Source organism: Flavobacterium glycogeni (assembly GCF_048286775.1).
In the GTDB taxonomy this organism is placed as follows: Bacteria; Bacteroidota; Bacteroidia; order Flavobacteriales; family Flavobacteriaceae; genus Flavobacterium.
The window spans coordinates 1-15,219 of record NZ_JBLVPV010000016.1 but is presented as its reverse complement, the minus strand read 5'-3'; the positions used below and the strand labels follow the sequence as shown (position 1 = coordinate 15,219).

Annotated in this window: 12 protein-coding genes; 8 read left to right on the top strand and 4 right to left on the bottom strand. The window is 36.6% G+C overall.

Annotated elements, in window-relative coordinates:
* Positions 1-107 precede the first annotated feature (107 nt).
* The 4 genes from ACNQGX_RS12835 to fucP form a co-directional block, all read right to left on the bottom strand.
* The gene (locus ACNQGX_RS12835) at positions 108-845 is read right to left on the bottom strand and encodes a (Fe-S)-binding protein (protein ID WP_417976824.1); all 738 of its coding nucleotides are present in this window, start codon (positions 843-845) and stop codon (positions 108-110) included.
* Positions 845-1,609: an SDR family NAD(P)-dependent oxidoreductase gene (locus tag ACNQGX_RS12830; protein WP_417976822.1), complete on the bottom strand. Its 765-nt coding sequence runs from the start codon at positions 1,607-1,609 to the stop codon at positions 845-847. The genes ACNQGX_RS12835 and ACNQGX_RS12830 overlap by 1 nt, the downstream gene beginning before the upstream one ends.
* Positions 1,610-1,737: 128 nt before the next feature.
* Positions 1,738-3,393, bottom strand: coding sequence for a UxaA family hydrolase (locus ACNQGX_RS12825; RefSeq protein ID WP_417976820.1), 1,656 nt, complete (start codon positions 3,391-3,393; stop codon positions 1,738-1,740).
* Positions 3,394-3,408: 15 nt separating this feature from the next.
* Positions 3,409-4,707, bottom strand: coding sequence for an L-fucose:H+ symporter permease (gene fucP / locus ACNQGX_RS12820; protein WP_417976919.1), 1,299 nt, complete (start codon positions 4,705-4,707; stop codon positions 3,409-3,411).
* A 102-nt stretch (positions 4,708-4,809) separates the two neighbouring features.
* Between fucP and ACNQGX_RS12815 the strand changes: the two genes are divergently transcribed.
* From ACNQGX_RS12815 to ACNQGX_RS12780, 8 genes are all read left to right on the top strand, one after another.
* Entirely contained in the window at positions 4,810-5,676 is an 867-nt protein-coding gene (locus ACNQGX_RS12815) for an AraC family transcriptional regulator (protein WP_417976818.1), read from the top strand.
* A gap of 242 nt (positions 5,677-5,918) precedes the next feature.
* Entirely contained in the window at positions 5,919-6,245 is a 327-nt protein-coding gene (locus ACNQGX_RS12810; protein WP_417976816.1) for a DUF6660 family protein, read from the top strand.
* 107 nt (positions 6,246-6,352) lie between these two features.
* Positions 6,353-9,577, top strand: coding sequence for an efflux RND transporter permease subunit (locus tag ACNQGX_RS12805; RefSeq protein WP_417976814.1), 3,225 nt, complete (start codon positions 6,353-6,355; stop codon positions 9,575-9,577).
* 76 nt (positions 9,578-9,653) lie between these two features.
* Positions 9,654-10,019: a four helix bundle protein gene (locus ACNQGX_RS12800; RefSeq protein WP_417976812.1), complete on the top strand. Its 366-nt coding sequence runs from the start codon at positions 9,654-9,656 to the stop codon at positions 10,017-10,019.
* Positions 10,020-10,022: 3 nt separating this feature from the next.
* Positions 10,023-11,345: a TolC family protein gene (locus ACNQGX_RS12795; protein ID WP_417976810.1), complete on the top strand. Its 1,323-nt coding sequence runs from the start codon at positions 10,023-10,025 to the stop codon at positions 11,343-11,345.
* Positions 11,346-11,356: 11 nt separating this feature from the next.
* Complete coding sequence (locus tag ACNQGX_RS12790; protein ID WP_417976808.1) at positions 11,357-12,574, top strand: efflux RND transporter periplasmic adaptor subunit; 1,218 nt, start codon at positions 11,357-11,359, stop codon at positions 12,572-12,574.
* A gap of 23 nt (positions 12,575-12,597) precedes the next feature.
* Positions 12,598-12,951 carry a hypothetical protein gene (locus ACNQGX_RS12785; RefSeq protein WP_417976806.1) on the top strand — a complete coding sequence of 118 codons (354 nt, stop codon included), beginning with the start codon at positions 12,598-12,600 and terminating at the stop codon, positions 12,949-12,951.
* A 35-nt stretch (positions 12,952-12,986) separates the two neighbouring features.
* Positions 12,987-14,975 carry a heavy metal translocating P-type ATPase gene (locus tag ACNQGX_RS12780; protein WP_417976804.1) on the top strand — a complete coding sequence of 663 codons (1,989 nt, stop codon included), beginning with the start codon at positions 12,987-12,989 and terminating at the stop codon, positions 14,973-14,975.
* Positions 14,976-15,219: the final 244 nt, after the last annotated feature.

Genomic DNA, 15,219 nt, shown 5'->3' with positions numbered 1-15,219 from the left:
TTTCCTCTCCCCGGCCCTCTCCGAAGGAGAGGGAGACTTGACGGAGTTTTATTCGTTTACTTATTCTCTTTTCTTTATTCTCTAACCTTTAACTTCCTAACTATAATTTATAGAGAACTATTCAATATCTCAGCAATATGAATGGTTTTTACTTTGCTCCCTTGTCGTTTCAGAATTCCTTCCAAGTGCATCAGGCAACTGGTATCACCACCTGTGATATATTCAATTTCATTTGCATCATGTTCTTTGATCCTATCCTTGCCCATCTTTACACTCACGGCTTCTTCGAATACACAAAAAGTCCCACCAAAACCACAGCATTCATCGTTGCGTTTTGGCTTAGTCAACTGTATGCCTTTTACCATCGACAACAATTGGTCTGGTTTTGAAAATTCTGGCAACATCCTTTCCGACATTGAAGAAAGTTGTAATCCTCTCTGACCATGACAACTGTTGTGTAAACCTACTTTGTATGGGAAACTGGCATCGATGCTTTCCACTTTCAAAATATCAGTCAAAAACTCGGTGAGCTCATAAATTCCGATACGTATTTTTTGAGCCACTTCAGGACGCTTCTCATCCCGTAAATGTTCTTTTACGTGCAACACGCAACTGCCTGAAGGAGCCACTATATAATCAAACCCTGAAAAATTATCAACAAAATTGATATCACAGCCTTTGCTTAAACTTGCAAAACCACTATTGGCCATAGGCTGTCCACAACAGGTTTGCTGTAACGGAAAAGTAACTTCACATTCCAATTTCTCTAATAGTTCCAAAGTAGCAATACCCACCTGTGGATAAAACTGATCTATATAGCAGGGTATGAATAAGGCTACTTTCATTAGTTATTTAATTTTATAAAACCACCATCAATAGGGTAATCAGAGCCCGTAATAAAACCGGATTCATCACTGCATAGAAATAAGGCCAAAGCGGCAATTTCTTCCGGTTTTCCCATACGTCCAATAGGTTGTGATTGAGATAACTTATCAAACATTTCGGCTTCCTTTCCCGGATAATTTTTGGAAATAAAACCATCTACAAACGGCGTATGTACTCTTGCCGGAGAAATAGAATTACAACGAATATTCTCGCCTATATAATCTTTGGCAACCGATAATGTCATCGCCATTACTGCCCCTTTGGCCGTAGAATAAGCAAATCGGTCCGGAATACCCACCCAAGCCGCAATGGATGCCATGTTTACGATAACTCCACCTCCGGAATGTCGCAATTGTGGTATGGCAGCATATAAACAATTGTAAACCCCTTTTACATTCACATTCATAATGCGGTCAAAGTCTGCTTCAGGAGTAGTATCTACTTTGCCAACATGCGCAATTCCAGCATTGTTTACAAGGATATGAATGTTCCCAATTTTTTCGAATGTCGCTAATACCTCTTGTTGATTGGCTACATTACAGGCATGCGAAAACACTTTCCCTCCATTAGCACTTATTTCATCCACTGCGCCTTTGGCACTTTCAGCTGTTAATTCCACAATATGCACTTCGGCACCTTGTTTTGCAAATAAAGCAGCAATTGCTTTTCCGATTCCGCTACCACCACCAGTGACTACGGCTATTTTATTTTGTAATGAAAACATTTTTTTTAGTTTAAAAGTTAGATATTGGAGTTAGGTGTTAGAAGTTAAAAGTTATAAGTTAAGAGTTAAGAGTTACAACTCATACCTCTTAACCTATATCATAATCTATAACTCATAACGCATAATTCCTACAAAGACACTCCTCGTTTCCACGGAATAAAATCATCTTGATTTAGTAACACCGCTTTCGGGATAATTTCGCCACTGGCCGCTTTAATACAATATTCCAAAATGTCTTCTCCCATTTCTTCAATGGTCTTTTCACCACTAATGACCGGACCACAATCAATATCAATGATATCGCTCATTTTTTTGGCTAACACAGAGTTAGTGGCCACTTTTATGACTGGACAAACAGGATTACCCGTTGGCGTCCCCAATCCCGTGGTAAATAAAATCAAAGTTGCTCCTGAGGCCGCTTGTCCTGTAGTAGCTTCTACATCGTTTCCGGGGGTACAAACTAAATTTAATCCCGGTTTTGCTGCTGGTTCCGTATAATCGAGTACATCTACCACAGGGGCTGTTCCGCCTTTTTTGGCAGCACCAGCGCTTTTTATGGCATCCGTAATCAATCCGTCTTTAATGTTTCCTGGTGACGGATTCATGTGAAAACCAGAACCTACTTTATGTGCCAAAGCATCGTAAGACTGCATAAGATCGATGAATTTTTTCGCCGACCCTTCGGTTGTGCAACGATCAATCAGATTCTGTTCCACTCCACACAATTCCGGAAATTCTGCCAGCAGTACTTTACCGCCCAAGGCCACCAACAAATCTGAAGTATAACCCACAGCCGGATTCGCTGAAACCCCGCTAAAACCGTCACTCCCACCACATTTAACGCCTAAACACAATTCGCTCAATGGCGCCGATGTTCTTTGCTGTTTGTTTATTTCTATCAGCCCTTCAAATGTTTTTTTAATGGCATCTGCCACCAATTGTTCTTCGCTTATCGATTGCTGTTGCTCAAAAACAAGTAATGGTTTGTCAAAAGAGGGGTTTTGTTTTTTGACATCGTCTATAAAGTTCTGCACTTGTAAATGCTGACAGCCTAAACTCAACAGCGTAATCCCCCCCACATTTGGGTGATTGGCATAAGAAGCCAACAACGAACTTAAGGTAGCGGAATCCTGACGCGTACCGCCACAACCTCCTTGGTGATTCAGAAATTTAATCCCATCAACATTTTTAAACACGCGATTCGTGCTGGAAGTTGGCGTAAGCTGCATGTCAACCGAATCAACATCTTCCCCTTTTTGGTAAGCTTCCAACAACTGATGCGTATACTGAGTGTACTTATCGGTCACTGAATAGCCTAATTCGTTATGCAGGGCTTCCTTTATTACATCAAGGTTTCGGTTTTCGCAAAATACCGTTGGTACAAACAGCCAATAATTGGCAGTTCCTACACGGCCGTCTTTTCTTTTATATCCTTTAAAAGTTCTGTCTTTATATTTGGAAACATCAGGTGCCTGCCATGCAAAATCAACATGACGATAGCCATAAGGTTCAGCAGCATGCTTCAGATTTGCCGTTGTCATCAGGCTGCCTTTGGCAACATCATTCTGCACTTTACCCACCAAAACACCATACATAATCACTTCATCACCCAAACTTAAATCAGTTGTGTAAAATTTATGTTTTGCCTTAATGGCTTCCTGAAGAACATAAGTTTCTTCTCCAAAAACCACCTTTTCATCTTTTGCCAAATCGGTTAAAGCCACCAGTACATTATCCTCCGGGTGCATTTTAACCACCAATCTTTTAACTTCCTTTTCTAACATCTTATATAAATAGAATTATGCTTTATTTGTTTTATGTCCATTAAATGCAAACAACAGTATTACTGCAAAACAGCTTAAGGGAACTATATAACCATATTGAATATTACCTGTAATATCTGAAATCAGTCCTAATACTGGAGGCAATAATGCACCTCCAACAATAGACATCACGATTAATGATGATCCAATTTTAGTATTATGCCCCAGCCCGTCAATTCCCATAGAAAAGATAGTTGGAAACATGATACTCATAAAAAATGCAATGGCTATTAAAGTATAAACCACTACCATTCCTGTTCCCATTATAGCCAACAATGACAAAAGAATATTGATGGTCGCATACGCTATCAGTAATTTTCGTGGCTGGATGTATTGCATCAAAAAAGTTCCTGCAAAACGTCCTAACATGAATGCCAATCCGAAAAAACCTAAATATTTAGCTGCGGTATCCTCTTCAAGACCGGCTGTAGTGGTGGCCATTTTGATAAAAAAACTTCCCACGCAAACCTGCGCTCCCACATAAAAAAATTGGGCTAAAATCCCCCATCTTAGTTTCATCGATTTTAGGGCACCTCCAAAACTGGCTCCTTCGCTTCCTTCTTTATCTTCGTCTTTAACGTCCGGCATATTGGTAAAATAAAATACCACCGCCACTGCCAGAATAATCAAACCTAAAATAAGATACGGCATTTTAACGCTTGCCGCTTCTGAAGCCAAGTAAGTGTTTAATTCCGTTGACGACATACTTGCCATCTCTAATTCGGTCAAATTTTTACCTGATAAGATCATTGGTCCTACAACCGTTGGAGCTATAAAAGCAGCCAATCCGTTGAAAGACTGTGAAAAATTCAACCTTTTGGTTGCCGTTTCAGCCGGTCCCAATATGGTTACATACGGATTGGCAGCGGTTTCCAGAAATGTCAATCCACAGGCAATGACAAACAAAGCCCCCAGAAAATAGATATATTGCAATGAATTGGCCGCAGGCACAAATAAAATGGATCCGATACCAAACAAGACCAATCCAATCATGATCCCCGATTTATAACCATACTTCCGCATGATATAACCCGCAGGCAAAGCCATAACGAAATAAGCTATAAAAACAGAAGAGTCAATCAAGGACGATTGTAAATCCGAAAGATTGAATGCTTTTCTCAAATGAGGAATCAGAATAGGATCCAGATTGTGCACGAATCCCCAGAAAAAAAATAAACTTGTAACCAATATAAATGGTAATACCCAGCTTTTTTTTTCATTAGAAAATGCTTTATTTTGCAAAACCGACTCAGATGTTAATGCCATACTTATTATATTAAATTTATACTGTTTTGGAATTCGAAAGATATAATGACTAAAGTATATTTATTAATTCATTATTATCTTTGTTTAATTATTAATTATCTTTACACATAAATGAAAATTGAAAAAACAAAAATAACATCCTACCTAAACAGTTCCATTTCTGTTATTTCTCGTGAAGAATCGTTTTTTCAATCCCCATTCCATTCCCATCCTGAACTTGAATTAGTCTACATTAAAGAAAGTCACGGCAAAAGAATTGTCGGAAATTCTGTAGAACCTTTTGAGTCTGGCGATATGGTTTTTTTGGGTTCAGATATCCCTCATGTATGGCTTAATGACGAAATCTATTACCAAGGGATCAATAAGTTAAAAGCAAAAGCCATAGTAGTTTATTTTAATAAAGATTTATTTGGACCTACTTTTTATGAATTGAAAGAAACCCAAAAAATAAATACTCTTTTCAACCAAGGCGTTAGAGGTTTGTCTATATCCGGGAAAACGAATGAACTTATTGCAAAAAAACTAGAGAAACTAGTTAAAAAAAAGGACTTCGAAATTATCATTGGTCTTTTCGAGATATTGTCTATTCTTTCAGAAAGTACCGATCTCTCTTTTGTAAACAATGAGGCTTATACCACGGTAAATGATCAAACCAAAAAGGATCGTCTTTCGGACGTTTTTGAATATGTAAAAGAAAATTATAAGGAAGACATTTCACTTATTGCAATTGCAAAAATTGCCAATCTTACTCCAACTTCGTTTTGCAGAATGTTTAAATTAAAAACCAAAAAACATTTTGTGGAATACCTCAACGAAATTCGAGTTTCCAATGCCTGCAAATTTCTTATTGAAACCGATATGGGCATGTCTGAAATCGCTTATGAATGTGGTTACAAAACCGCTTCCAATTTCAATAAACTATTCAAAAAATTAACTGGAACCACTCCAAAAGAATACAAGAAAAATTCAGGAAACTAAGTATTCAAGGTTACTTAGTAAGTGTCTTAAAATTCAAATCTTGTATGAAATGATTTGTAAATTTCCTGTAAGGGTCATATTAGAGAACAAGTTAAGATGCTAGCTTTTTAAAGCTACCTTTAAAGTATTTAATTTTAATGTAATTAGGAGTTCGACAGCCATAACTTCAATTTTTTTTGATTACAACTTTTTTACTTTTAAAGTATTAAAATCATTTAATTTTTATTCCTACTTTTACATTCGTGAAATGGATTACAACTATAGTATCAATTTACCTAATAGCACTTTCTTGTTTGCCTTGCGCAGATATGGAAGTAAATAGTCCTGCACATGCTTTGACAGAACTTACGTCAAATAATGAGGAACATTCCCACGATAAAGAGAAAGATTCTTGTTCACCCTTTTGTTTTTGCAATTGTTGTGGCGCACAAATATTAAGTTATCAGCCAAGCATTTCTTTTAGTTTTTCAGTAGTTTCGGCTGTCATTACAATACAACTACCTACTTACAAATCCGTTTTTGCTTCCAGTTTCTACGGAAGCATTTGGCAACCGCCACAAATAGCATAATGATGTCCGTCCCGACACTTCGGGATTCGGGTTAAAAAGTTGTGGTTTTTCCACAGTATTTAAAGGACAATTAGTTGTCCCTTTTTCTCATTCATTATAATATAAAAATGTTAGATAAAATCATACAATTTAGTATAAAGAACAAGTTCATTATACTTTTATTTACCCTTGTACTTATAGCTTGGGGCAGTTATTCCCTTAAAAATTTACCGCTGGACGCACTACCCGATGTAACTAACAATCAGGTACAAATCATTACTACCGCCCCTACATTGGCCAGTCAGGAAGTAGAACAATTAATTACGTATCCACTGGAACAAGCTGTCAAAACAATTCCAAAAGTAATAGAGCTTTGTAGTATTTCTCGTTTCGGACTTTCAGTAGTTACAGTTGTTTTTAAAGATGAAGTGGATATTTATTGGGCAAGAGAACAAATTTTTCAACGTCTAAAGCAAGCTGAAGAAAACATCCCAAAATATGCAGGTTCACCAGAATTAGCACCTATAACAACCGGACTTGGAGAAATATATCAATACGACGTATATGCCAAAAAAGGCTATGAAGATAAATATGATGCAGTCCAATTAAGAACCATTCAGGACTGGATTATCATACCTCAATTGCAAGGGATTGAAGGCATTGCAGAAGTCAGTACATGGGGTGGAAAACTAAAACAATATGAAATTGCGGTAAATCCCAACACTTTAAATAGTCTGGGCGTAACCATAACTGAAATTTTTGATGCCTTAGAAAAAAACAATCAAAATACCGGAGGTGCATACATAGAAAAAGACCAATATGCCTATTTTATTCGAGGTGTTGGTATGGCTACCGGCATTAGAGATTTAGAAAATGTGGTAGTCAAAAACCGAAATGGTTCGCCAGTACTCGTGAGAGATGTAGCCACCGTAAATGAAGGAATATCATTAAGATACGGAGCTGCCACAAAAGACGGAAAAGGCGAAATTGTTTGTGGTTTAGCTTTAATGCTCAAAGGAGAAAACTCTAGTGCTGTAGTCGATCGGATTAATGAAAAAATGATCCAGATTAACAAAACATTACCCGAAGGGGTGGTTGCCGAAGCTTTTATCGACAGAGGAAAATTAGTCAATAGTGCCATCGGTACCGTTACTAAAAACTTGCTCGAAGGGGCCTTAATAGTGATTTTTGTATTGATCTTATTTCTTGGAAATCTTCGTGCCGGATTAATTGTTGCTTCTGTAATTCCGTTAGCAATGCTTTTTGCAGTGATACTGATGAATTATTTTGGCGTAAGCGGAAACCTGATGAGTTTGGGCGCCATCGATTTTGGGATCATTGTCGACGGCGCGGTAATCATTGTCGAAGCAACGATGCATCATTTGTATAAGAAAAAAAATAATGATAAATTAGAAATTAGCAATGGACAATTGGCAATTGGCAATGAAGGAAAATTACCAATTGCTTCTGAAAGAACTTTGCCTATTGTCAATTCAAAATATTCTCAGAAGCAAATGGATAGCGAAGTTTATAAATCGGCTTCAAAAATCAGGAACAGTGCCGCTTTTGGAGAAATTATAATTTTGATCGTTTACCTGCCCATTTTAGCATTAGTGGGTACCGAAGGAAAAATGTTCAAACCGATGGCAATGACCGTAGGCTTTGCAGTAATTGGAGCATTTATTTTGTCATTGACTTATGTGCCAATGATGAGCGCGATGTTTTTATCAAAAAACACCGAACATGAACCCAATTTTAGTGACAAAATGATGGCTTGGTTTGAAAAAATATACGCTCCATTTTTAGATAAAGCGTTACAATTTAAGAAAGCCGTTTTAGCGATTGCTTTAGGGCTGTTTGTACTGGCTATTGTTATCTTTCAAAATATGGGAGGCGAATTTATCCCCACCATCGAAGAAGGTGATTTAGCCATTAATGCCACTATTATGACTGGAAGTTCGCTTTCGCAAATGGTAAAAACCACTACGGAATACGAAAAAATCCTAAAAGCAAAATTCCCCGAAATAAAAACAATAGTAACAAAAATTGGTAGTGGGGAAATCCCAACCGATCCAATGCCTATTGAAAGTGGTGATTTAATTATTGTGCTTAAAGACAAAAGCGAATGGACTTCTGCCGACAATTGGGAAGATTTAGCCAATTTGATGAAGTCAGCAATGGAAGCCATTCCTGGTGCAACAATAGAAATTTCGCAACCCATTCAAATGCGTTTCAATGAATTAATGACAGGAAGCCGAAGTGATATTGCTATTAAGATTTTTGGAGATGACTTGGAAGTTTTAGATACAAAGGCGACGGAACTTATTTCGAAAGTTAATAGTATAGAAGGTATTGGGGATTTGAAAGCGGATAAAGTAACGGGGTTACCTCAAATAACGGTAAAATATGATTACAGCAAAATCGCTTTATATGGTCTAAACATTTCGGATATAAACCAAATTATTCGTTCTTCTTTTGCAGGGGAAACAGCCGGAAAAATTTATGAAGAAAGCAAGCGATTTGATATAGTCGTTCGCATGGATGCAGCCAACAGAACGGATATTACCGATGTTAGCAATTTATTTATTCCGTTGCCAAACGGGCAACAAGTACCGCTTTCACAAGTAGCCACAATCGATTATGAACAAGGTCCGGTGCAAGTGAGCCGTGAAGATGGTAAACGAAGAATTACAATTGGATTAAATGTTCGTGGTCGTGATATCAAAAGTGTAGTCGAAGAAATTCAACAAAAACTAGATACAGATTTTAAGCTTCCTGCGGGTTATTATGTTACTTATGGTGGTCAGTTCGAAAACTTGATTGAAGCAACAAAAAGACTCTCAGTAGCCTTACCTATTGCTTTGGGATTAATTTTAGTATTGTTATTTTTTACCTTCAATAGTTTCAAACAAGCAGGATTAATTTTTACAGCCATTCCATTATCAGCTATTGGTGGCGTATTTGCTTTGTGGTTGCGAGGCATGCCATTTAGTATTTCGGCAGGAATTGGCTTTATTGCTTTGTTTGGAATCGCAGTATTAAACGGAATTGTATTGATTTCTTATTTCAACCAACTTAAAGCGGAAGGAATAACCGACCCCTTACAACGTGTTTTAATAGGAACAAAAGTAAGACTTCGACCTGTTTTAATGACTGCTGCGGTTGCCTCGTTAGGATTTTTACCTATGGCTTTATCCACCAGTGGCGGTGCCGAAGTCCAAAAACCATTAGCCACTGTTGTTATTGGCGGATTATTTTCGGCAACATTATTAACGCTAATTGTTTTACCGATTTTGTATTTATTATTTGAAAAATTTAGCAATAAGCAATTTGAAACAAGCAATTTGAAATAAGCAATTTGGAATAAATAATTAGTTTTTACTGATAGAGATTCCAAGGGTTATTATAATTAAAAAAAACAATAAAAAAATGAGTGTATATAGTTTTAAAGAGACAACAGTTTTTAAAAAATCGTTTTCGTTAGCAATGCAAGTTTTTGAAATAAGTAAATTATTTCCAAAAGAAGAAAAATATTCTTTAACTGACCAAGTACATCGAAGTTCAAGAAGTGTATCTGCAAACCTTGCTGAAGCCTACCGCAAAAAAAGATATCCGGCACATTTCATATCAAAATTAACCGATTGCGATGCTAAAAATTCTGAAACAGGAGTTTGGATTGAGTTTGCATTTGCGTGTGAGTATATAAATGTTGAAATAAAACAAAATCTTATTTCTCAAAATGAAGAAGTTGGAAAATTATTATTTCATATGATAAACAATCCTGAAAAATATTAAGCAATGAAAAAATATAAAAAAACTGGCAATTGGCAATATGCAATGTGCAAAATTGCCAATTACCCCCGAAGAAGATTTGCTAATTACCCATTGCCCATTTCTTGCAAAGTAAATTTGCTTATTGCTAATTCCTTGCGAAGCAAATTTGCTTATTGTCTATTGTTTTTAACTTGCAATTTTGCTTATTGCCAATTGCCTATTTCTTTAGAAAAGGCTATCGAAATGGCTAAATCAAACAATATCGATTTAAAAATTGCCGATGCAGCAATTGAAAAACAGACCGTTCTCAAAAAAACTGCTTTTCAAGCTGATCCTTTACAGATTCAGTATCAAGGTGGACAGTTTAACAGCAAGGACTACGACCATAATATTTCGGTACAACAATATTTTCCTGTCGGAAAAATTACCAAAGCCAATCGACAACTACAGGAAGAATTGGTCAAATTGGCCGAAAAGCGTAAAGCATTATCGGAATATGAAATAGAGAAAGCCGTAACACTATCCTATTATCAATATTTATTTGGTGTTTCAATTCAAAAATTAAACAATGAATTGAACGTTATTTATACCAAATTCCTCAAAAATGCAACCCTTCGTTTCAATACTGGCGAAAGTGGAAATATCGAGGTCATTAGTGCAAAAGCAAAGGTTAAAGAAATTGAAACCCAAAAAGTACAATTAGAATATAACTTGGCTATTTATCAAAAACAATTACAGTTTTTTGTTCAAACGGAACTAAATATTATTCCGGACAGTGGAACACCAGTCCAGTTTTCATCCCTAACGGATACGAATAAATCAAAAGCCGAAAGTTTAGTGACCGAGTATTATCAACAACAAATTTCGGTGTACCAAAAAGAAGCAAATACATTTAAAGCACAAAGAACGCCAAAATTAGGATTGGGTTATTTTGCGCAAACAATTGATACAAAATCCTATTTTCAAGGATTTACGGCAGGTTTACAAATTCCATTGTTTGGTGGTGTGAATACCGCTAAAGCCAAAGCATCAGCAATTAGTATTTCGCAATCGCAATTAGAATTAGATAAAAACAAACTTTCGTTACGATTACAAATGCAGGAATTGCAAAACGAGTTTGAAAAGCAACAAAAAGGATTAGAATATTACCAGAATGAAGGTCTGCAGTATGCCGAACAAATTATTACAACGGCTCAAAAAAGTTATGCCAACGGTGATATGACGTATTGGACTTACATTAGTTTTCTAAACCAGGCAATTGATATTAAAAAGCAACATGCTGAAACGCTAAACTCATTCAATCAAAGTGCTATTCAGCTGCAATTCCCATCCATTTCTAACAATTAATAATCTAAAAAATGAAAAATATAAAAAAAATATTTGCTTATTGCCTATTGCTTATTGCCTTCTGCTTAATAGTAACCTCTTGTAACGATAAAAAAACGGAAGAAACAAAAGAAGAAGAAAAATCCGAAAATGAAGTCGCTTTAACAGCAACACAATTCAAAACAGTCGGCGTTCAATATGGTATTGTGGAAAATCGCAATTTAAATACAGTCATAAAAGCCAACGGCTATACTACAGTTCCGCCACAGAATGCAGCTAATATTTCAACCTTAATTAGTGGTGTTGTAAAAGATATTTATATACTGGAAGGCACTTTTGTAAACAAAGGAAAAGTACTCGCCACCATACAAAATCTTGATATTGTTGAAATGCAGGAAGATTATAAATCGGCAACAGCCACTATAGAATATTTGCAATTAGAGTTCAATCGTCAAAAAACATTAAGCGATGAAAACGTAAATCCCCGAAAAGTATTTCAAGAAGTAAAATCAAAATTAGCTGTTGAGAGAGCCAGAGCGCAAGCCGCTAAAACCAAATTAGCCGCATTGAATGTAAGCCCAAACAACAGCAGTTCTTTAGTGCCAATTGTATCGCCAATTAGCGGTTACGTCGGAAAAATCAACATATCAAAAGGAGCATTTGCTGCTACTGGAATTACACTTTTTGAAGTAGTCGATAACAGCCAAATGCACTTGGATTTGAATGTATATGAAAAAGATTTAGGTACTATTTCAGTAGGTCAGGAAATAGATTTTGTTTTAACCAACCAATCGAATAAATCGATCAAAGGAAAAATATTCGGCATCAATAAATCGTTTTCTAATGAGAGTAAAACCGTAGCGGTGCATGCTAAAATTAATCCGGGCGATGCCAAGGGTTTAATTTCCGGAATGTATGTTTCGGCTAATATCAACATTCACAATACAACGGTTCCTTCCTTGCCAAAAGAGGCAATTGTAAAAAATGGTGATAAATATTTTATCTTTATTCAGGAAGAAAATCACGAAGAATCAAAAAGCAATAAGCAAAAGGCAATTGACAAAGAAGAAGGGGAAGAAGAGCACAACGAAATACATTTTAAAGCCATTGAAGTAATACCGGGCACAACTGATTTAGGCTACACCGAAGTCAAATTTGTAGCGGAAATTCCTGCCGATGCAAAAATTGTGGTAAAAGGAGCATTCTATCTATTATCTGCTATGAAAGGCGGAGGCGGACACGAACATTAACATAAATTTTAAAAACACTAAAAATGAGAAAATTATTAAAAACAACAATCCTGCTAATCGCCGTATTCTTTATTTCAAATACGGCTGTGGCCCAAAAAAACAATCAAAAAGCGGTGATAAAAACAGTTTTGAATTGCGATCATTGCAAGGAATGTGAAACTTGCGGCTTAAAATTCAAAACAGAAATGCTGAAAATCAAAGGGGTGAAAATGTATGAACTCGATGATAAAGCAATGGCATTTACAGTATATTTTAATCCTAAAAAGACCACTTTGCAAACCATAAAAGTGGCCATTTCAAAATTAGGCTATGATGCCGACGAAGTAAAAGCAGATCCTGCAGGATATGAAAAATTAGACGACTGTTGTAAAGCCTAAAAATGAAAGTGTAAACGAATTAAATAGCAAAGAATATGGAACATCAGCATAAATACGATAACGAAGGTAAACAACTGTGTTGCACATTAGAGGAAAAAATTAATCAAAAAAATGAAAATCATTCCCACGATGACGGTCACGACCACGACCATTCAAGCGGAAATGAAAGTACTTTCAAAATGTTTCTTCCGGCACTAATAAGCTTTGCTTTATTACTTATAGCGATTGCATTCGACAACTATTTAGCGCAAACTTGGTTTACAGGTTGGACAAGGATAATTTGGTATGTAGTTGCCTATTTTCCGGTAGGCTTCCCTGTTTTAAAAGAAGCATTGGAAAGCATTCGCAAAGGAGAAGTGTTTTCGGAATTTTTATTGATGAGTATTGCTACCATTGGCGCATTCGCTATTGGCGAATATCCTGAAGGTGTTGCGGTTATGCTTTTTTATGCCGTTGGAGAAGTGTTTCAAACCTTGGCAGTTCAAAGAGCAAAAACAAACATCAAATTATTATTAGACCAAAGACCTGATGAAGCAACAGTAATGAATGGAGAAAATGCGACTATAAAAAAAGCATCCGAAATCACCATTGGAGAAATTATTCAATTAAAACCAGGAGAAAAATTAGCATTAGACGGAAAACTACTTTCTGATACGGCTTCGTTCAACACCGCAGCGCTAACAGGAGAAAGCAAACCAGATACCAAACAAAAAGACGAAACCGTTCTTGCCGGAATGATTAATCTGAATACGGTTGTTCTGGTCGAAGTGACAACTGCCTACACCGATAGTAAATTATCTAAAATTTTAGAAATGGTGCAGGAAGCAACAGCCAAAAAAGCACCAACCGAATTATTCATTAGAAAATTTGCTAAAATATATACGCCAGTAGTCGTGTTTCTGGCAATCGGAATTTGTTTGCTTCCAATGCTATTTGTCGAAAACTACAATTTCAATGATTGGTTGTACAGAGCCTTAATTTTTCTGGTTATCTCCTGCCCTTGCGCCTTGGTTATTTCTATTCCATTAGGCTATTTTGGCGGAATTGGCGCAGCGAGTAAAAATGGGATTTTATTCAAAGGATCTAATTTTCTGGATCTAATGGCATCCATTCAAGTGGTGGTTATGGACAAAACAGGAACGCTGACCAAAGGTGTTTTCAAAGTTCAAAAAGTGGTTGCTGTGGATATTCCGGAAGCCGACTTAGTAAAATACACAGCCGCGCTCGAAACCAAATCGACCCATCCCGTTGGGAATGCTATTATTGAATATGCAAAAGGGGCAGAGAAAAATGCAACCGTTACTGATGTAGAAGAAATTGCAGGTCATGGTCTTAAAGGAAAAGTGGACGGAAATGAAATCTTGGCAGGAAACGTCAAATTGATGAAAAAATTCAATATCAGTTATGATGTCGAAATCAATAATTCACCTTTCACGATTATCGTCATTGCAATCAATCAAAAATATGCAGGGTATTTTTTAATTGCCGATGAAATCAAAGAAGATGCAAAAGAAGCGATTCAGAGTTTGCATAAAATAAACGTAAAAACTGTAATGCTTTCAGGCGATAAACAAGCCGTTGTAGATGCAGTGGCAAAAGAATTAGACATTGACCAAGCTTATGGTGATTTATTACCCGAAAACAAGGTAGAGAAAGTCGAGGAATTGAAATTACAAAACCTAAAAATTGCATTTGTTGGCGATGGTGTAAACGATGCACCAGTAGTTGCCCTTGCCGATGCCGGAATTGCAATGGGCGGTTTAGGAAGTGACGCCACTATTGAAACTGCGGACATTGTCATTCAAAACGACCAGCCTGTAAAGATTTTCACAGCCATAAACATTGGAAAACAAACCAAGAAAATAGTGTGGCAAAACATTACAATGGCATTTGTGGTTAAAGGCATTGTTTTAATTCTTGGAGCCGGAGGATTAGCCACCATGTGGGAAGCCGTCTTTGCCGATGTTGGTGTAGCTTTATTGGCGATTTTGAATGCGGTGAGAATACAGCGAATGAAGTTTTAAATCTGAGATATTATTGGGAGTACTTGAAGTCCTTCGGAAGATTGTTGGTCTTATCCAAAGAAACGAATTATTGTGTTAACTAAAAACAGCCTCTCCATAAGGAAAGACTATTTCATAGTCAAACTGGTTATTTATTCCATCGAAACAACAACAAATTCGCTGCGTCTGTTGGCTTGGTGTTCTGCTTCACTGCATTTCTCACCATCAGAACATGTATTTACCAATTGGCTTTCTCCATAGCCTT